Origin of the sequence: Pseudomonas sp. 8209, assembly GCF_028682105.1 — a bacterium.
Classification (GTDB): domain Bacteria; phylum Pseudomonadota; class Gammaproteobacteria; order Pseudomonadales; family Pseudomonadaceae; genus Aquipseudomonas; species Aquipseudomonas palmensis.
In genome coordinates, this window is sequence record NZ_JANIAH010000007.1 from 168,381 (window position 1) to 186,317 (window position 17,937).

Annotated in this window: 17 protein-coding genes; 10 read left to right on the plus strand and 7 right to left on the minus strand. The window is 63.8% G+C overall.

The genetic code is table 11. From position 1 onward, the window contains the following. The first annotated feature begins 72 nt into the window (after positions 1-72). The 3 genes from gorA (at position 73) to ahpF (ending at position 3,890) form a co-directional block, all read left to right on the plus strand. Positions 73-1,428: a glutathione-disulfide reductase gene (gene gorA / locus NP552_RS17135; RefSeq protein WP_100632576.1), complete on the plus strand. Its 1,356-nt coding sequence runs from the start codon at positions 73-75 to the stop codon at positions 1,426-1,428. A 218-nt stretch (positions 1,429-1,646) separates the two neighbouring features. Further along, entirely contained in the window at positions 1,647-2,210 is a 564-nt protein-coding gene (gene ahpC, locus NP552_RS17140; protein WP_043861743.1) for an alkyl hydroperoxide reductase subunit C, read from the plus strand. A gap of 117 nt (positions 2,211-2,327) precedes the next feature. Further along, entirely contained in the window at positions 2,328-3,890 is a 1,563-nt protein-coding gene (gene ahpF, locus NP552_RS17145) for an alkyl hydroperoxide reductase subunit F (RefSeq protein ID WP_054914309.1), read from the plus strand. 84 nt (positions 3,891-3,974) lie between these two features. Here ahpF and NP552_RS17150 read toward each other — a convergent pair whose 3' ends face one another. The 3 genes from NP552_RS17150 to NP552_RS17160 all read right to left on the minus strand — a co-directional run bounded on the left by NP552_RS17150 (position 3,975) and on the right by NP552_RS17160 (position 5,427). Continuing rightward, complete coding sequence (locus NP552_RS17150; protein ID WP_054914310.1) at positions 3,975-4,223, minus strand: hypothetical protein; 249 nt, start codon at positions 4,221-4,223, stop codon at positions 3,975-3,977. A gap of 103 nt (positions 4,224-4,326) precedes the next feature. Next, on the minus strand, positions 4,327-4,848 hold the full coding sequence (gene gloA, locus NP552_RS17155; protein WP_043861746.1) for a lactoylglutathione lyase: 522 nt from the start codon (positions 4,846-4,848) through the stop codon (positions 4,327-4,329). A gap of 219 nt (positions 4,849-5,067) precedes the next feature. Next, positions 5,068-5,427, minus strand: coding sequence for a histone-like nucleoid-structuring protein, MvaT/MvaU family (locus NP552_RS17160; protein WP_043861747.1), 360 nt, complete (start codon positions 5,425-5,427; stop codon positions 5,068-5,070). A gap of 358 nt (positions 5,428-5,785) precedes the next feature. On the opposite strand from NP552_RS17160, the gene NP552_RS17165 reads away from it, so the two are divergent. Both NP552_RS17165 and cobF read left to right on the plus strand, forming a co-directional pair. Beyond that, complete coding sequence (locus NP552_RS17165; protein ID WP_054914311.1) at positions 5,786-7,075, plus strand: OprD family porin; 1,290 nt, start codon at positions 5,786-5,788, stop codon at positions 7,073-7,075. A gap of 65 nt (positions 7,076-7,140) precedes the next feature. Next, a complete protein-coding gene (gene cobF / locus NP552_RS17170) occupies positions 7,141-7,878 on the plus strand; it encodes a precorrin-6A synthase (deacetylating) (RefSeq protein WP_100632577.1) in 738 nt (245 codons plus the stop codon). On the opposite strand, the gene NP552_RS17175 is transcribed toward cobF, so the two are convergent. Together NP552_RS17175 and NP552_RS17180 are read right to left on the minus strand one after the other, a co-directional pair. Further along, on the minus strand, positions 7,847-9,160 hold the full coding sequence (locus NP552_RS17175) for a glycosyltransferase (RefSeq protein ID WP_100632578.1): 1,314 nt from the start codon (positions 9,158-9,160) through the stop codon (positions 7,847-7,849). The two genes, cobF and NP552_RS17175, sit on opposite strands and share 32 nt — an antisense overlap. 118 nt (positions 9,161-9,278) lie before the next feature. Continuing rightward, positions 9,279-9,638, minus strand: a complete 360-nt coding sequence (locus NP552_RS17180; protein WP_100632579.1) for a response regulator — start codon at positions 9,636-9,638, stop codon at positions 9,279-9,281. A gap of 269 nt (positions 9,639-9,907) precedes the next feature. Between NP552_RS17180 and NP552_RS17185 the strand changes: the two genes are divergently transcribed. Genes NP552_RS17185 through NP552_RS17205 form a run of 5 tightly spaced genes read left to right on the plus strand, consistent with a single transcriptional unit; the run spans position 9,908 to position 16,442 of the window. Next, positions 9,908-13,399, plus strand: coding sequence for a response regulator (locus tag NP552_RS17185; protein WP_054914314.1), 3,492 nt, complete (start codon positions 9,908-9,910; stop codon positions 13,397-13,399). Continuing rightward, positions 13,396-14,217, plus strand: a complete 822-nt coding sequence (locus NP552_RS17190; protein WP_043861753.1) for a CheR family methyltransferase — start codon at positions 13,396-13,398, stop codon at positions 14,215-14,217. Before NP552_RS17185 ends, NP552_RS17190 begins: the two co-directional genes overlap by 4 nt. Next, positions 14,214-14,789: a chemotaxis protein CheB gene (locus tag NP552_RS17195; RefSeq protein WP_043861754.1), complete on the plus strand. Its 576-nt coding sequence runs from the start codon at positions 14,214-14,216 to the stop codon at positions 14,787-14,789. Before NP552_RS17190 ends, NP552_RS17195 begins: the two co-directional genes overlap by 4 nt. Continuing rightward, positions 14,783-16,009: a hybrid sensor histidine kinase/response regulator gene (locus NP552_RS17200; protein ID WP_043861755.1), complete on the plus strand. Its 1,227-nt coding sequence runs from the start codon at positions 14,783-14,785 to the stop codon at positions 16,007-16,009. Before NP552_RS17195 ends, NP552_RS17200 begins: the two co-directional genes overlap by 7 nt. A 55-nt stretch (positions 16,010-16,064) precedes the next feature. Next, positions 16,065-16,442, plus strand: a complete 378-nt coding sequence (locus tag NP552_RS17205; RefSeq protein ID WP_043861756.1) for a response regulator — start codon at positions 16,065-16,067, stop codon at positions 16,440-16,442. A gap of 19 nt (positions 16,443-16,461) precedes the next feature. Here the strand turns inward: NP552_RS17205 and NP552_RS17210 are convergent, their stop codons facing one another. Further along, positions 16,462-17,067: a TetR/AcrR family transcriptional regulator gene (locus tag NP552_RS17210; protein ID WP_043861757.1), complete on the minus strand. Its 606-nt coding sequence runs from the start codon at positions 17,065-17,067 to the stop codon at positions 16,462-16,464. Positions 17,068-17,076: 9 nt separating this feature from the next. After that, positions 17,077-17,925, minus strand: coding sequence for a 3-hydroxybutyryl-CoA dehydrogenase (locus tag NP552_RS17215; protein ID WP_043861758.1), 849 nt, complete (start codon positions 17,923-17,925; stop codon positions 17,077-17,079). Positions 17,926-17,937 lie beyond the last annotated feature (12 nt).

Genomic DNA, 17,937 nt, shown 5'->3' on the forward strand with positions numbered 1-17,937 from the left:
GCCACCTTCGGGTGGCTTTTTTGTTTATGGGCCTGGCTGGCGGTATGCTGGCGGCCTGCCAAGGAGACTGATATGGCCTACGATTTTGATCTGTTCGTGATTGGCGCCGGTTCCGGCGGTGTGCGTGCAGCACGTTTTGCTGCCGGTTTCGGCGCAAAAGTGGCGGTGGTCGAAAGCCGCTACCTGGGCGGCACGTGTGTCAACGTCGGCTGCGTGCCGAAAAAACTGCTGGTGTACGGCGCGCACTTTGCCGATGACTTCGAGCAGGCGACAGGCTACGGCTGGTCGCTGGAAGATGCACAGTTCGACTGGGCACAGCTGATCGCCAACAAGAACCGTGAAATCGAGCGGCTCAACGGCATCTACCGCAACCTGCTGGTCAACAGTGGCGTGACCCTGCTCGAAGGCCACGGCCGCCTCACCGGTCCCCATGAGGTCGAGGTGGACGGCACGCGCTACAGCGCGAAGAACATCCTGATCGCCACCGGCGGCTGGCCACAGATTCCGGACATCCCCGGGCGCGAGCTGGCCATCAGTTCCAACGAGGCGTTCTACCTCAAGACCCTGCCCAAGCGTGTGCTGGTGGTGGGGGGTGGTTACATCGCGGTGGAGTTCGCCGGAATCTTCCAGGGGCTGGGCGCCAAGACCAGCTTGCTCTACCGGGGCGACCTGTTCCTGCGCGGCTTCGATGGCGCAGTGCGCACGCACTTGAAGGAAGAGCTGGAAAAACGCGGTCTCGACCTGCAGTTCAACAGCGACATCCAGCGTATCGACCAGCAGCCCGATGGCAGCCTCAAGGCGACCCTCAAGGATGGTCGCGAGCTGATTGCCGACTGCGTGTTCTACGCCACCGGCCGGCGCCCCATGCTCGACAACCTGGGGCTTGAGAACACCGAAGTGCAACTGGACAAGCGCGGCTACGTGCAGGTCGATGACCAGTACCAGACCGACGAGCCGTCGATTCTGGCCATTGGCGATGTGATCGGCCGCGTGCAGCTCACTCCGGTGGCCCTGGCCGAAGGCATGGCCGTGGCGCGGCGCCTGTTCAAGCCGGAGCAGTATCGCCCGGTGGATTACCGGAACATCCCGACGGCGGTGTTCAGTCAGCCGCCGATCGGCACCGTGGGCCTGACCGAGGAGCAGGCGCTGGAGGCGGGGCACAAGGTGCAGATCTTCGAAAGCCGCTTCCGGCCAATGAAGCTGACCCTCACCGACGTGCAGGAGAAGACCCTGATGAAACTGGTGGTCGATGCCGACACCGACCGCGTGCTGGGCTGTCACATGGTCGGGCCGGATGCCGGCGAGATCATCCAGGGCCTGGGCATCGCGCTCAAGGCCGGGGCGACCAAGCAGCAGTTCGACGAAACCATCGGTGTGCACCCGACAGCCGCGGAGGAGTTCGTGACCCTGCGTACGCCTACGCGCTAAGCGGTGCTTCCAGCGCGGGTCCAGCCCCCTCCCACAGCGATTGCAACGGTCTTTGTGGGAGCGGGCTTGGCCCGCGATCGCATCAACATAAATCGTCTATCTGTACTGAGCTTTATAGCCAAAACCAATCACCAGCATCAGCTTTGCCAATGAGCGCTATCGGCGATGAATGGTTAGGATTCTCCCATCAAGTTTTTCAACCCTGAGGAGAGTCACCGATGCCTATCATCAACAGCCAGGTCAAACCGTTCAACGCTACTGCCTACCACAACGGCGAATTCGTCCCTGTTTCCGAAGCCGACCTGAAGGGCAAGTGGTCCGTGGTGTTCTTCTACCCGGCCGACTTCACCTTCGTCTGCCCGACCGAACTGGGCGACCTGGCCGACAACTACGCTGAATTCAAGAAGCTGGGCGTGGAAATCTACGGTGTGTCGACCGACACCCACTTCACCCACAAAGCCTGGCACGACACCTCGGAAACCATCGGCAAGATCCAGTACCCGCTGATCGGTGACCCGACCCACGTCATCTCGCGCAACTTCGACGTGCTGATCGAAGAAGCCGGCCTGGCCGACCGCGGTACCTTCGTGATCAACCCTGAAGGCCAGATCAAGATCGTCGAACTCAACGACGGCGGTGTAGGCCGTGATGCCAGCGAGCTGCTGCGCAAGGTCAAGGCTGCCCAGTACGTCGCTGCCCACCCAGGCGAAGTCTGCCCGGCCAAGTGGAAAGAAGGCGAAGCTACCCTGGCGCCATCGCTGGACCTGGTCGGCAAGATCTAAGACCGTGAACCAGCCGAGGGCGGGCCACCGCACCTGAAGTCTGTCCCGCCCCGCAAAACGCCCGGGCGACTCTGCCCGGGCGTTGTTTTTTCTACCGTTTGAAAAGGAATCGCCCGTATGTTGGACGCCACGCTTAAAACTCAGTTGAAAGCCTACCTGGAGCGGGTCACCCAGCCGATCGAGATCGTTGCCTCCCTCGACGACGGCGCGAAGTCCCGTGAAATGCACGACCTGCTGCGGGAAATCGCCAGCCTGTCGGATCTGATTACCTTGCGCGAGGACGGTGCCGACGCTCGTCGCCCGTCGTTCTCGCTCAATCGTCCGGGGGGCGATATCAGCCTGCGCTTTGCCGGCATCCCCATGGGCCACGAATTCACCTCGCTGGTGCTGGCGCTGCTGCAAGTCGGTGGCCACCCCTCCAAGGCGAGCGCCGAGCTGATCGAACAGGTCGCCGGGCTCAAGGGTGAGTTCAACTTCGAAACCTACTTCTCGCTGTCGTGCCAGAACTGCCCGGACGTGGTGCAGGCGCTGAACCTGATGGCGGTACTCAACCCCAGCGTGCGCCATGTGGCCATCGACGGCGCGCTGTTCCAGGCCGAAGTCGAGGCACGCCAGGTGATGGCAGTGCCCAGCGTCTACCTCAATGGCGAGGTGTTCGGCCAGGGCCGCATGGGTCTGGAGGAGATCGTCGCCAAGCTCGACACCGGCACCAGCGAGCGCCAGGCCGAGAAACTCAATGCCAAGGACGCCTTCGACGTGCTGGTGGTCGGTGGTGGGCCGGCAGGCGCGGCAGCAGCGATCTACGCGGCCCGCAAAGGCATTCGCACCGGCGTGGCTGCCGAGCGCTTCGGCGGGCAGGTGCTGGACACCATGGCCATCGAGAACTTCATCTCCGTGCAGGAGACCGAAGGGCCGAAGCTGGCCATGGCGCTGGAAGAGCACGTCAAGCAGTACGACGTCGACATCATGAACCTGCAGCGCGCCGATGCGCTGGTGCCGGGCCAGGACGGCGCGCTGCACCAGGTGCGCATGGCCAACGGTGCCACGCTCAAGGCCAAGACCGTGATCCTGGCCACCGGCGCACGCTGGCGCGAGATGAACGTGCCGGGCGAAAAGGAGTACCGCAGCCGTGGCGTGGCCTACTGCCCGCACTGCGACGGCCCGCTGTTCAAGGGCAAGCGTGTGGCGGTGATCGGTGGTGGCAACTCCGGTGTGGAGGCGGCCATCGACCTGGCCGGCATCGTCGCCCATGTCACGCTGATCGAGTTCGACAGCCAGTTGCGTGCCGACGCGGTGCTGCAGCGCAAGCTGCACAGCCTGGCCAACGTGACCGTGATCACCAGCGCCTTGACCACCGAAGTGCTGGGCGACGGCCAGAAGGTCAACGGGCTGCGCTACAAGGACCGCAACAGCGACGTGCAGCATGACATCGCGCTGGAAGGGATCTTCGTCCAGATCGGCCTGCTGCCCAACACCGATTGGCTCAAGGGCACCCTCGAGCTGTCGCCCCGTGGCGAGATCATTGTCGATGCGCGGGGCCAGACCAGCGTGCCGGGCGTGTTTGCCGCCGGTGACGTGACCACGGTGCCCTACAAACAGATCGTGATCGCGGTGGGTGAGGGGGCCAAGGCATCGCTGGCAGCGTTCGACCACCTGATCCGTACCAGCGCTCCGGCCTGAGGCGCATCGCCGGCCTTGCCGGCCCGTGACGGTGCAACAACGCAAAAGCCCTGACAGGTCAGCCTGTCAGGGCTTTTGCGTGGCCTATTCGAACAGCGACCGGCCCTTGTCCAGTTGCTGGTCGACCAGCGACTTGCCCAGTGCAATCGACGCGCGCTGGGCGTTTTCCAGGTCGGCCAGAAACAGCGGCGCGTGGGCACACAATCGCCGGGTGCTGTGCTTGTCTGGGGAGGTGATGCGGCATCCGACTTCGAACGGCAGGGGAATGCCGGCATGCGGAACCACGTTTGCCGTGACCGTGTAGTTGCGGTGGACACATTCAAGGGTGTGCATGAGCGCTACCTCGCTGTGGTGGCTTCAACCGGTATCAGCTCCGGTATACCACAGCCAGGTGCGCCGGGGCGGCGCGCCGACGAGCGCGCCCCCGGGGCCGCTGTCAGAACTCGGTCGGCTGGATGATCTCTACCCAGTAATCGTCCGGGTCCTTGATGAAGGCCAGGTGCTTCATGCGCCCGTCGCTCAGGCGCTTCTGGAAGTTCACGCCCAGCTGTTCGAAGCGCTCGCAGGCCGCGCGGATGTCCGGTACGGCAATGCAGATATGGCCGAAACCGCGCGGGTCGGTGTTGCCGTTGTGGTAGGCGAACGCGGGATCGTTTTCGGTGCCGTGGTTGTGGGTCAGTTCGAGGATGCCCGGGATCGACTTCATCCACTCGGTACGCTTGGCCGGGTCGGCCGGAATCTGCGCCTTGTCCACCAGCGCCAGGAAGTACAGGCTGAATTCGGCTTCCGGGAAGTCGCGTTTTTCCACGAGGCTGAAGCCCAGAACGCGGGTGTAGAAGTCCAGGGACTTGGCGACGTCCTTGACCCGCAGCATGGTGTGGTTGAACACGAAGTTGTGGGTCGCGGCATCCGGTTGCGCGGTGACGCCGGGGAGGGTGTCGAGGTTTTGCAGGCTCATGGGCACTCCGCAGATAGGGCCGGCGCTTGGCGCGCCAGCAAAACAGTCAGGGAGCAATGATACGGAACTGAAGCGATTGCGCAAACGGTTTGCGCCCCGTCGGCCAGGCCTGACGGGGCGCAAGAATTAGAAGCCCGCCGAAGCGGGCGTATGGGGCGCTAATCCTTTAGCAGTCTTCATCCTGAGCCAGTACATGTGAAAAAAGTGTGAAGTACTGTTTCACTTGCGCAACCAGCTGTCGACTGTCTGTGCGCCGTACTCCTGCTTCCATGCCTTGAGGCCGTGATGATTGCCGCCCTTGGTTTCGATCAGCTCGCCGGTATGCGGGTTTTCATAGACTTTCACCACGCGCGCACGGCGTTGTTTGGGCGCGCTGGCAGGCCGGCGCGTAGTGGCCGCCGGGTCGAGAATATTGATGATGTCGCGCAAGCCCTTGTCATAGGTTTTCATCAGGCTGACAAGTTTCTGCTCGAATTCGATTTCCCGTTTGAGGCCGGCGTCTTTTTTCAGTGCCTCCAGTTGAGCAAGCTGTTCCTGAAGGGCTTTTTCGGCAGCACGAAACTCTGCAAGTCTGGACACTGTCATCTCTCCTGTTGGTCGGTAAGGGCCGTGCGCGGCGCAACCGCTTGAGGCCGCTATTGATGCCGCGTCACCGGGTAGAAAACAAACAACACAGTAAAAAGAGTGTAGTCAATCGCCCTGCGATAAACATCAAACTTTTACGACAACACACTACGGAACTTTCTTATTGCACAGTGCTCGCCACACTAAAGAATTAATTACCGCATCGGCATCTGTTCTAGACCATGGTCCAATGGCCCGTGCCAGAGCGCTTTGGAGACAATAAGCGGTCGCTGCCTAGTTGTGTGCAGCGGCCCTTGCCCAGCCCCGTCGGGGCTGATGGATACCTTGCCCTTCGTTCTGGATACTGCTTTTCATGCGTGCCCCAACTCCCTTCATTGCCCAACGCCCGGTGGTCGGCGCGTTGTTGTCCTTCGTTACTGTTTCGGCCCAGGCCAGTGGTTTCCTGCAAGACAGCAGTGTCAACATCGAGGCGCGCAATGTGTATTTCAATCGTGACTTTCGTGACGGTCACACCGCCTCCTCCCAGGGCGCGTCGAAACGTGAAGAGTGGGCGCAGGGTTTCATACTCAACGCGCAGTCCGGGTATACCCAGGGCACCGTGGGCTTTGGTATCGATGCGCTGGGCATGCTGGGTTTCAAACTCGATTCCAGCCCCGCCGACAGCAACAGCGGGCTGCTGCCTTCCAGCGGCCACAACCCGCGCCATTCGGCCGATCAGTACGCAAAACTGGGTGTGGCCGGCAAGGTGCGTTACTCGCAGACCGTATTGAAGTACGGTGCCATGCTGCCGGACATGCCGCTGCTCAAGTACAACGACGGGCGCCTGTTGCCCACCATGTTCCATGGCGCGATGCTGACGTCCAGAGAGGTCGACAACCTCACCTTCAGCGCCGCGCGGCTCGACAAGTACACTGCCCGCGATTCGACCGACCAGCAAGACATCCGTGTGCACTGCAAGAACAAGCGCTATGCCTGCGACACTCGCGCCGACCACTTCGACACGGCCGGGCTGGAGTACCGCTTCAACGAGCGCCTGAGCGCGCAGTACCAGGTGGCCAAGCTCGAAAACATCTATCGCCAGCATTTCCTCGGGCTGGTGGCCAGCCAGCCCTTGAGCGTGGGCCGCCTCTCGGCCGACCTGCGCCTGATCAAGAGCGACGACATCGGTCGTGCCCGTGCCGGCGACATCGACCACCGTGCCTTCAGCGCCATGCTTGGCTACAGCCTGGGCGGGCACAAGCTCAGCGCCGGCTGGCAGCGCATGTACGGCGAGAACGCCATGCCGTACCTCGATGGCAGCAACCCCTACCTGGTCAACTACGCCCAGGTCAACGACTTCGCTGCGGCCCAGGAGCGGTCCTGGCAGGTGCGCTACGACTACGACTTCAAGGCAGTAGGGCTCGAAGGCCTGAGCTTCCTGACCCGCTACATCAGCGGCGATCACGTCAAGGTGCCGGGCAGCCCGGCACAGGGCAAGGAATGGGAGCGCGACAGCGAACTCAAGTACCAGGTGCAGAGCGGCACCTTCAAGGACGTCAGCGTGCGCCTGCGCAACTCCACCTACCGCAGCAACTACGAGAAATTCGCCCGCGACATGGATGAGACCCGGGTGATCGTCAGCTACAACTTCTCCGTACTGTAGGCGCAGGCTTTGCCAAGTGGCGCGGGCCGGCCGACAATGGCCGCGCGCCCCTGGGAGAGCTTGCGATGAAACACCTGCTGCTGATTGGAATAGGCCCGGGCAACCCCCGGCAGATCACCCTCGAAGCCATCGACAGCCTGAACCGCGCCGACGTGTTCTTCGTGCTGGACAAGGGCGCCGCCAAGGACGACCTGCTGCGCCTGCGCAAGGAGCTGCTGGAGCGCCACGTCAACCGGCCCTATCGCCTGGTGCAGGTCGAAGACCCGCAACGCGACGCGGCGGCTGCAGACTACGTCGGTGCCGTGGAGGACTGGCACCGCCAGCGCGCTGCGCTGTATGGGCGTCTGCTGCACGACGAGCTTGCCGAGGGGCAATGCGGCGCGTTCCTGCTGTGGGGCGAGCCGACGCTTTACGACAGCACCCTGCGCATTCTGGAGCGGGTGGCGCAGCCGGCGTTCAGCCTTGAAGTCATCCCCGGCATCAGCAGCGTCCAGGCCCTGGCGGCCGCTCACCGCATTGCACTGAACCGTATCGGCGAGCCGCTGCATATCCTGCCAGGCCGACGCCTGGCTGATGAGTCAGGCATCGACAACGTGGTGGTGATGCTGGACGGGCAATGCGCCTTTGCCGAACTGGACGATCCGCACCTGCACATCTATTGGGGCGCCTACCTGGGCACTGCCGACGAGCTGCTGATCGAGGGGCCGCTGATGCAGGTCAAGGCGCAGATCCTGGCGCAGCGCGAGCAGGCCCGCGCGCGCAAGGGCTGGATCATGGACACGTATCTGCTGCGCCGGTGCTAGGCCGGTTCTTGGCCTCGATCCACTGGGCCATGTACTGGGTGCTCTTGTGGTGATGGTGGCGCAGCATGGCCCCGGTGAAGTTGTACAGGCGCTGTTCATCCAGGTGCGCCAGCGTGTGTTCGATGCGCTGCACCAGGGCCTGGCCGTGCCAGCGCCTGTCGTAGCGGGCGCTCAGCAGCTGGCGCCCGTCGCGCTGGGCCTGCTCCCAGCGCGGTTGCTCGCTGTAGAGCCGCGCCGCGGCATCGGCCAACCCTTCGGCGGTGTCGGCCACCAGGCCTGGCCAGGGCAGGTCGCCGTGCATGGCCTCGGCGCCAATCGGGGTGGTCACGCTGGGCGTGCCACACAGCATCGCATCGGTCAGCTTGCCCTTGATGCCGGCGCCAAAGCGCAGCGGGGCCAGGCACACCCGTGCGCCGCTCATCACCTGCAGGGCGTCCTCAGCCCAGTTCATCACGTGAAACCCTTCGGCAGCATTGTGCAGCGCGGTGGCCTTGGGCGGCGTGTAGGCACCATAGATGTGCAACTGCGCCTTGGGCAGGCGACGGCGGATCATCGGCCACAGGCTGTGCTTCATCCACAGCACCGCATCCCAGTTCGGCGCGTGGCGGAAGTTGCCGATGCTGAGAAAGTGCTCGCGTTTCGCGAACGGCCTGAAGGCTTCGGTGGGCGGCGCCAGCATCAGCGGGCACCAGTGCAGCAACGCCTCGGGCACGCCGAAGCCATTGACCAGCAGGTCTATCTCGACATCCGAGATCATCAGGCTCAGGTCGCTGCGGTAGATCGCCGCCAGTTCGCGCTGGGCCAGGTCGGCACCGGCCATCTGGCGATACAGGTCGGGGCCCGAGGTGTTGAACAGCGCGCGAAAGTCGTTGCTGTCCAGGCCCTCGGCCAGGCGCCGGCGCAGCAACTGATGACGGGCATCGCGCAGGCTCTGCAGGTCGGAGGTCTCGAGCACGCGCAGGGCCGCCGGGCAATGCTTCTCGACGCGCCAGCCGAACTGCTCCTCCATCATGAAGCGATCGAACAGCACCACGTCGGGGGCAAGGTCGGCGATGAAACGGTCGAAACTGGCGTTGTTCAGCTCGATGGCCTGCTCGGCGATGCCCAGGCTCGCGAGGTCGGCCTTGTGTTCGCCGATGGCTGCGGGGCTGCTGAAGGTGATGTGCCAGCCGCGCTCCAGAAAACACTCCAGCAGCTGCATCATGTGCCCGCCGGCGGCCGAAGAGCGGGGTTCGGGCCAGACATAGCCGATGACCAGTACGTGGAGGGCGGTTGGGTGCATGGGGAGGGCGGGCCTTTGGGCAAAAAAGGCGTATTAAACCAGAATCCGGGCCACCCGTTTCGGCCCCTTCGGCGGCAGGCCGGCTCCCGCAGGTACAGCGGTGCGGGAGCTGGCGCGCCTAGAGGGCCAGAATCGAGGTCACCTTGTCGCGCAGCTGGTCGATGCTGAACGGCTTGCCGATCATGTGCATGCCCTCGGGCACATCGAAGCTGTCGGCATAGCCACTGGCGAACAGGATGGGTAACAGCGGCCGCAGTTCGCGGGCCCTGCCCGCCAGTTGCTTGCCGTCCATGTCGGGCAAGCCGACATCGGTCATCATCAGGGCAAGGGGTTTGTCCGGGTCGCACAGCACTTGCAGCGCTTGTTCGGCATCTTTGGCCTCCACCACCTGGTAACCCAGTTCATCGAGCACATCCACCATCAGCATGCGCACGATGGTGTCGTCTTCGACGACCAGAAGAGGGTGATTATCGGGCATGGCAGGATCCTGTGAAAATGGGTGACACACTATCTGTAAACAGCACGCGGTGCTTAGTTCCCTGGATCGTCAAACGTACCAGCCAGTGAGCATAGCGGGCTCTGGCCAAACAGGGAACGTTTGGCGCAGCACTGGCTCAAATACGGGCTCGATGCCCGGCCAACACGGGCACGGCGCCACGCTGCGGGCATTGAACTGGCGGAAAACTGGAACAATTGCTCGAAAATCCGTCACACTCTTTCGTTCGTCTACTTGCTCGGGCCTTTCCAATGAGTCAACCAGCCTCGACCGATCAGCAGAGCTTTCGCAAGCTGCTGAGCCGCAACATCGGCCTGCCCCTGGGGGTCGGTCTGATCAGTGCGGTGGTTTTCGTCGCCGTGATTGCCTACCTGCTGTCGGTCATCCAGTGGGTCGCCCACACCGACCGGGTGATCAACAACGCCAACGAGGCGGTCAAGCTGTCCATCGACATGGAAACCGGCATGCGCGGGTTCCTGCTCACTGGCGACGAGCAGTTCCTCGACCCCTATGAAGTGGCCAAGCCACGCATACAGGCCGAACTCGAGACGCTCAAGGAACTGGTGGCCGACAACCCGCAGCAGGTCGACCGCCTGAGCCGCCTGCAAGCCCTGCAGGCCGCCTGGAACAACTTCGGCAAGGACATGATCGCCCTGCGCCGCGCCAACGACGACTACCGCACGCCCATCAAGCTCGGTCAGGGCAAGCGCCTGACCGACGAGATCCGCAAGGAGTTCGACGATTTCGTCGCGATGGAGCAACAGCTGCGTCTTGCCCGCAACGATCAGGTCAGCAACACCACGAAGTGGTCCATTTCCCTTTACCTGGCCTTCGTGGTGCTGCTCAGCGCATTGCTGGCCTACATCGGCCGCCGCGACCTGCTCAACCTGTCCAGCAACTACGCGGCCAACCTGGAGGCCCAGCAGCGCGCTGCCGAGCGCCTCGAACAGCAGGCCTGGCAGCGCGCCGGGCAATCGCGTCTGGCCGAGCAGGTGCTGGGGCAACTGACCCTGCCGATGCTGGGCAACAACATCCTGCAGTTCTTCGCCCATTACCTGGGCAGCGTGGTGGCGGCCGTGTACGTGCGCGACGAGCATGGCAGCCTGCGCCGCGTGGCCAGCTACGGCTTCTCCCGCGAGCAGCAGGGGCAGGAGCAGGTCGTCGGCGCCCAGGAGGGCATCCTTGCCCAGGCCGTGGCGCAGCGTCGCCTGATGCGCCTGGACGAGGTGCCGCAGGACTACTTCAAGGTCAGCTCCGGGCTGGGCGAGGGTTGCCCGCGCAACGTGCTGGTGATTCCGGCGATCAACGACGGCCAGGTCAATGGCGTGGTCGAGCTGGGCTTTCTGCGCGCAGTGGAGGACCGCGACATCGAGTTTCTCGAGCGGTTGGCCGACAACCTGGGCACCTCCATCGAGAGTGCGCGCTATCGCCAGCGCCTGCAGGAAGTGCTGGCCGAAACCCAGCAGCTCAACGAAGAGCTGCAGGTGCAGCAGGAAGAGCTCAAGACCGCCAACGAAGAGCTCGAGGAACAGTCCCGGGTGCTCAAGGAGTCCCAGGCCCATCTGGAGACGCAGCAGGCCGAGCTGGAGCAGACCAACGAGCAACTGGCCGAGCGTACCGACGCGCTGGCCGAGCAGCGCGATGCGCTGGACCGCAAGAACGGCGAGCTGAACCGGGTGCAGGTCGAGTTGCAGGAGCGTGCAGAGGAACTGCAGCGCTCGAGCAAGTACAAGTCCGAATTCCTCGCCAACATGTCCCACGAGCTGCGCACCCCGCTCAACAGCTCGCTGATCCTGGCCAAGCTGCTGGCCGAGAACCCGCAGGACAACCTCAGCGCCGAGCAGGTCAAGTTCGCCGAGTCGATCTATTCGGCCGGCAACGACCTGCTCAACCTGATCAACGACATTCTCGACATCGCCAAGGTCGAGGCCGGCAAGCTCGATGTACGCGCCGAAACCACCCACATCAGCCGCATGGCCGAAGGCCTGCGCAGCCTGTTCGAGCCGCTGGCGCAGCAGAAGCAGCTGGCCTTCAGCGTCACCGTAGAGCCGCAGGTGCCGGCCACCCTGTTCACCGATCGACAGCGCCTGGAGCAGATCCTCAAGAACCTGCTGTCCAACGCGCTGAAGTTCACCGAGCGCGGCCAGGTGGCGCTGACCATCGGCTACCAGGCCGGCACCGGCATCGTGTTCTCGGTGCGCGACAGTGGCATCGGCATTGCCGACGACCAGCAGCAGAGCATCTTCGAAGCCTTCCACCAGGCCGACGGCACTACCAACCGGCGCTACGGAGGCACGGGCCTGGGGCTGTCGATTTCCCGTGACCTGGCGCAGTTGCTGGGCGGCCAGATCCGTGTCGAAAGCCAACTGGGCCAGGGCAGCGTGTTCAGCCTGATACTGCCCGAGTCGTACGAGCCGAGCGTCGAGGCGCAGCCGCTGGCACTGGTGGCCCGCGCCGCCGCGCCGTTGCCCGTGGCGGCCCCCGTCGTGCTGCCGGCCGCCGAAGCCCCGCGTCCGGCGGCCAGCTTCGCCGACGACCGTCACCTGGCACCGTTCAGCAACCGCTGCATCCTGGTGATCGAGGACGAGCCCAACTTTGCCCGCATCCTCTTCGACCTGGCCCACGAACTGGGCTACAGCTGCCTGGTGGCCCAGGCCGCCGACGAAGGCTTCGAACTGGCGGCCAGCTACATCCCCGACGCCATCCTGCTGGACATGCGCCTGCCCGACCATTCCGGCCTTACCGTGCTGCAGCGGCTCAAGGAGCAGGCGTCCACCCGGCACATACCGGTGCACATCATCTCGGTCGAGGACCGTGTCGAGGCGGCCATGCACATGGGCGCGATCGGCTATGCGGTCAAGCCCACCAGCCGTGAGGAGCTCAAGGCCGTGTTCGGCCGCCTGGAAGCCAAGCTGACCCAGAAGCTCAAGCACATCCTGCTGGTGGAAGACGATGACCTGCAGCGCGAAAGCATCGCCCGCCTGATCGGCGACGAAGACATCAAGATCACCGCGGTGGGCATGGCCCAGGAAGCCCTGGAGCTGCTGCGCGAGAACATCTACGACTGCATGATCATCGACCTCAAGCTGCCCGACATGCTCGGCAACGAGCTGCTCAAGCGCATGACCGCCGACGATATCCGCTCGTTCCCGCCGGTGATCGTCTACACCGGGCGCAACCTGACCCGCGACGAAGAGGCCGACCTGCTCAAGTACTCGCGCTCGATCATCATCAAGGGCGCGCGTTCACCCGAGCGGTTGCTGGATGAAGTCACGCTGTTTCTGCACAAAGTCGAGTCGACGCTGTCCCATGAACGTCAGCGCATGCTCAAGACCGCGCGCAGCCGCGACAAGGTGTTCGAGGGGCGCAAGATCCTGCTGGTGGACGACGACGTGCGCAACATCTTCGCCCTCACCAGTGCGCTGGAGCACAAGGGCGCGATCGTGGAGATCGGTCGCAATGGCCGCGAGGCCATCGAAAAACTCGAGCAGGTCAGCGATATCGACCTGGTGCTGATGGACGTGATGATGCCGGAGATGGACGGCTATGAAGCCACCCGGCGCATTCGCAAGGACCCGCGCTGGCGCAAGCTGCCGATCATCGCCGTCACCGCCAAGGCCATGAAGGATGACCAGGAGCGCTGCCTGCAGGCCGGCGCCAACGACTACCTGGCCAAGCCGATAGAGCTGGACCGGCTGTTCTCCCTGATTCGGGTATGGCTGCCGCAACTGGAGCGAATTTGAGTATCGAACGTAACACCGACATTGAAATCCGGCTGCTGATCGAGGCGATCTACCTCAAGTACAGCTATGACTTTCGCGACTATTCCGGCGCTTCGATCAAGCGCCGGGTGCTGCATGCCGTGCGCCAGTTCGAATGTGCCACGGTGTCGGCCCTGCAGGAACGGGTGCTGCACGACCCGAGTGTGTTCATGCAGTTGCTGCAGTACCTCACCATCCCGGTGAGCGAGATGTTTCGCGACCCCGGTCACTTCCTCGCGCTGCGCGAGGAGGTGGTGCCGCACCTCAAGACCTGGCCCTCGATCAAGATCTGGATTGCCGGCTGCAGCACGGGCGAGGAGGTCTACTCCATGGCCATCCTGCTGCGCGAAGAAGGGTTGCTCGAACGCACCATCATCTACGCCACCGACATCAACCCCAGCTCGCTGGAAAAGGCCAAGCAGGGCATCTACTCGATGCAGAACATGCGCGAGTACACCGAGAACTACCAGAAGGCCGGCGGGCGCCGGGCCTTCAGCGACTACTACACTGCCGCCTATGGCAACGCGATCATCGACAGCAGCCTGCGCGAAAACGTGACCTTCGCCGACCACAGCCTGGCCACCGACAGCGTGTTCTCCGAAACCCAGCTGATCTCGTGCCGCAACGTGCTCATCTACTTCAACAAGACCCTGCAGGACCGGGCCTTCGGTCTGTTTCACGACTCGCTGTGCCACCGTGGCTTTCTGGTGCTGGGCAGCAAGGAAACCCTGGATTTTTCCGCTTACGCCAACCGCTTCGACGCGCTGGTCAAGCCAGAACGGATCTACCGAAAGTCATGAAAGGCACCGATGCGATCGTGGTGGGGGCTTCAGCCGGGGGCGTGTCGGCGCTGCTCACGGTGTTTGCCGCCTTGCCCGCCGACTACGCCATTGCGCTGCTGTGCGTGCTGCACCTGCCCGACGACCGCCACAGCCAGCTGGCCGAAGTCTTCAGCCGCCGCTTGCAGCGCCCCGTGCAGGAGGCCCGCGACAAGGAAAGCGTGGTGCCGGGGATGATCTACGTGGCCGGCCCCGGCTATCACCTGTCGGTGGAGCGTGACCGCAGCCTGTCCCTGAGCCAGGAGGACCGCGTGCACTTTTCCCGCCCCTCGATCGACATCCTCTTCGAGTCGGCCGCCGATGCCTATGGCGACGGCCTGGTCGGCGTGTTGCTGACCGGCGCCAACGAAGACGGAGCGCGCGGGCTGGCGCGCATCAAGGAGCACGGCGGTACTACCCTGATTCAGGACCCGCATGAGGCGCAAGTCGCGGTCATGCCCGAGGCGGCGCTGGCGCTGCACCGGCCCGACCACATACTCCCATTGAATGGCATCGGGCAATTGCTCGCCAAGCTGGAACCACGTGCATGCTAAGCCATATCCAAGCAAACCTGCTGATCGTCGACGACCTGCCGGAAAACCTGCTGGCGCTCGAGGCGCTGATCAAGGGGCCGGACCGCAACGTGTACCAGGCGCAATCGGCCGACCATGCGTTGTCGCTGTTGCTCGAGCACGAGTTCGCACTGGCCATCCTCGACGTCCAGATGCCCGGGATGAACGGTTTCGAACTGGCCGAGATGATGCGCGGTACGGAAAAGACCAAGAACATTCCCATCGTGTTCGTGAGCGCTGCGGCGCGCGAGATGAACTACGCCTTCAAGGGCTACGAGAGCGGCGCGGTGGACTTCCTGCACAAGCCGCTGGACACCCAGGCGGTGAAGAGCAAGGTGGCGGTGTTCATCGACCTGTACCGCCAGCGCAAGGCCCTCGGCCAGCAGCTGGAGGCCCTGGAGCGCAGCCGCCAGGAGCAGGAGCTGCTGCTGGCGCAGCTGCAGGTCACGCGCAGCGAGCTGGAGCACGCCGTACGCATGCGCGACGACTTCATGTCGATCGTCTCCCACGAGGTGCGCACACCGCTCAACGGTCTGATACTGGAGACCCAGCTGCGCAAGCTGCACCTGGCGCGCAACAACGCCGATGCCTTCACCCTGGACAAGATGCACGCCATGGTCGAGCGTGACGAGCGCCAGATCAACAGCCTGATCCGGCTGATCGAAGACATGCTCGACGTGTCGCGCATCCGTACCGGCAAGCTGTCGATCCGGCCCGCATCGTTCGACCTGTGCCAGCTGGTCAGCGGCCTGGTCGAGAACTTCGCCGCCCAGGCGGCTGCGGTCGACTCGAGCATCAGCCTGCAGGCCGGCGCCGAACTGGTCGGCTACTGGGACGAGTTTCGTATCGAGCAGGTGATCGCCAACCTGCTCACCAACGCCCTGCGCTATGGCGCCAAGTCGCCGGTGCAGGTGCGCGTGTTCGAGGAACAGGGCATGGCCTGCGTGCAGGTGCGCGACCATGGCATCGGCATCAGTGCCGAGAACCAGCAGCGCATCTTCCAGCAGTTCGAGCGGGTATGCTCCAACCAGAGCAGTGCCGGCCTGGGGCTGGGCCTGTATATTTCCGAACAGATCGTGCTGGCCCATGGCGGCAGCATCACGGTCAGCAGTACCGAGGGCCAGGGCGCGACATTCAGCGTGCGCCTGCCACTGGTACGCAGCCCGCAAGAAAGTGGCGCGCAGCAGGCAACCTCTGCGTGAGGCCGGGGTCGTATAGCGATCCCCCATGAATCAAATACGAGTTGAAGGCATTGGCATGAGTGAAGATGCGCAAGATGTAGTACTGGTCGTCGAAGACGAACCGGTCATTCGCATGATCCTGAAGGACTATCTTCAAGGCGAGGGCTATCACGTGCTGGTGGCCGAAGATGGCGAGCAGGCATTCAAGATCCTGGCCAGCAAGCCGCACCTGGACCTTATCGTGACCGACTTCCGCCTGCCGGGCGGCATTTCAGGGGTACAGATCGCCGAACCTGCGGTCAAGCTGCGCCCGGACCTGAAGGTGATCTTCATCAGTGGCTACCCGGCGGAGATCCGCGAGTCGGGCAGCCCGATCGCGTTCAAGGCACCGATCCTGGCCAAGCCGTTCGACCTGGACAGCCTGCGCGACCAGATTCAGGAACTCCTGAAATAGGCCTGACGTTGGCGTGAGTTCAAGCGGCAGCGTCCAGCGCACCGGTCTGCAGGGTGCGCTCTATCGCCCCCAGCAGCATGTTTTCCATCAGCGCCAGGCGTTGTGGCTGCCCCAGCGGTGAGGCCTGCAACCAGCCGGGCAGGCTGTTGAGCAGCGTGGCGATGACATGGCCGGTCGCCTCCCGGGCTGGCGGCGGCAGGGCCGCGTGAGGGGCGATCAACTGTAACAGGCGGGTTTCGTATTCACGGCGCAGCTGGGCGATGCGTGCCTGTTGTTCCTCGCTCAGGCAGCACAGGTCACGCTCGGCCAGGCGAAACTGCAACGGGCGCTCGGCATGCAGCGCCCAGTGTGCCTTTATCACCCGGCTCAACGCCGTGGCCTCGGGCTTGCCGCGCCCACGGGGCTGCAGGGTGGCCAGCAACTCCTCGAACAGCTCTTCGATCAGGTCGAACAGCAGGTGCTGCTTGCTCGGGAAGTGGTGATACAGCGAGCCCGCCGTCAGCCCCAGGTGGCTGGCCAGTTCACGCATGCTGACCTGGCCGAACCCCTTGACCGCAAAGAGTTCGAGTGCCTTGTCCCGACGTTCTTCAAAGTTGGCGCAACGTTCGGCGCAGGTCTGCGGCATGCCCGTACCTCAGTAGGTGAAGAAGCCGCGGCCGCTCTTGCGCCCCAGGTAGCCGGCGGCGACCATTTCCTTGAGCAGGGCAGCGGGGCGGTACTTGCTGTCGTTGAAGCCGTCGTGGAACGACTCGATGATCGCCAGCAGCGTGTCCAGGCCGATCAGGTCGGCCAGGGCCAGCGGGCCGATGGGCTGGTTGCAGCCCAGGCGCATGCCGGTGTCGATGTCCTCGGCGCTGGCCAGGCCTTCCTGCAGCACCATGATTGCCTCGTTGATCATCGGCACCAGGATGCGGTTGACCACGAAGCCCGGGCGGTTGCCGGCACTGATGGCGGTCTTGCCCACGCGCTCGGTCAGGGCCATGGCGCTGGCGTAGGTGGCATCGCTGGTCTGCAGGCCGCGAATGATCTCGACCAGCGCCATCATCGGCACCGGGTTGAAGAAGTGCACGCCGATGAAACGTTCGGGCTGGCTCACCGATGCGCCCAGCTGGGTGATCGACAGCGACGAGGTGTTGGTGGCGATGACGCAGTCGTCGGCCACGCTGGCGGCCACCTGCTGCAGAATCTTCACCTTCAGGGCGAGGTTCTCGGTGGCTGCCTCGATCACCAGCTGCGCGCCCTTGAGCTGCGCGTAGTCGGTGCTGGTGGCGATGCGCGTCAGGGCTGCCTCGGCCTGTTCGGCCTGCAGGGTCTGCTTGCTGACCTGGCGCTCCAGGTTCTTGCGCAGGGTGGCCAGGCCACGCTCCAGCGCGGCCTCGGACACGTCGATCAGGGTGACCTGGTAGCCGGCCACTGCACACACCTGGGCAATCCCGTTGCCCATGGTGCCGGCGCCGATCACGGCGATGTTTTCAATACTCACGGTTAACTCCGA

Bases quoted from the DNA above. Each gene is read 5' to 3' on its own strand.
- gorA (WP_100632576.1), top strand. From the start codon at position 73: ATGGCCTACGATTTTGATCTGTTCGTGATTGGCGCCGGTTCCGGCGGT.
- ahpC (WP_043861743.1), top strand. From the start codon at position 1,647: ATGCCTATCATCAACAGCCAGGTCAAACCGTTCAACGCTACTGCCTAC.
- ahpF (WP_054914309.1), top strand. From the start codon at position 2,328: ATGTTGGACGCCACGCTTAAAACTCAGTTGAAAGCCTACCTGGAGCGG.
- NP552_RS17150 (WP_054914310.1), bottom strand. From the start codon at position 4,223: ATGCACACCCTTGAATGTGTCCACCGCAACTACACGGTCACGGCAAAC.
- gloA (WP_043861746.1), bottom strand. From the start codon at position 4,848: ATGAGCCTGCAAAACCTCGACACCCTCCCCGGCGTCACCGCGCAACCG.
- NP552_RS17165 (WP_054914311.1), top strand. From the start codon at position 5,786: ATGCGTGCCCCAACTCCCTTCATTGCCCAACGCCCGGTGGTCGGCGCG.
- cobF (WP_100632577.1), top strand. From the start codon at position 7,141: ATGAAACACCTGCTGCTGATTGGAATAGGCCCGGGCAACCCCCGGCAG.
- NP552_RS17175 (WP_100632578.1), bottom strand. From the start codon at position 9,160: ATGCACCCAACCGCCCTCCACGTACTGGTCATCGGCTATGTCTGGCCC.
- NP552_RS17180 (WP_100632579.1), bottom strand. From the start codon at position 9,638: ATGCCCGATAATCACCCTCTTCTGGTCGTCGAAGACGACACCATCGTG.
- NP552_RS17185 (WP_054914314.1), top strand. From the start codon at position 9,908: ATGAGTCAACCAGCCTCGACCGATCAGCAGAGCTTTCGCAAGCTGCTG.
- NP552_RS17195 (WP_043861754.1), top strand. From the start codon at position 14,214: ATGAAAGGCACCGATGCGATCGTGGTGGGGGCTTCAGCCGGGGGCGTG.
- NP552_RS17200 (WP_043861755.1), top strand. From the start codon at position 14,783: ATGCTAAGCCATATCCAAGCAAACCTGCTGATCGTCGACGACCTGCCG.
- NP552_RS17205 (WP_043861756.1), top strand. From the start codon at position 16,065: ATGAGTGAAGATGCGCAAGATGTAGTACTGGTCGTCGAAGACGAACCG.
- NP552_RS17210 (WP_043861757.1), bottom strand. From the start codon at position 17,067: ATGCCGCAGACCTGCGCCGAACGTTGCGCCAACTTTGAAGAACGTCGG.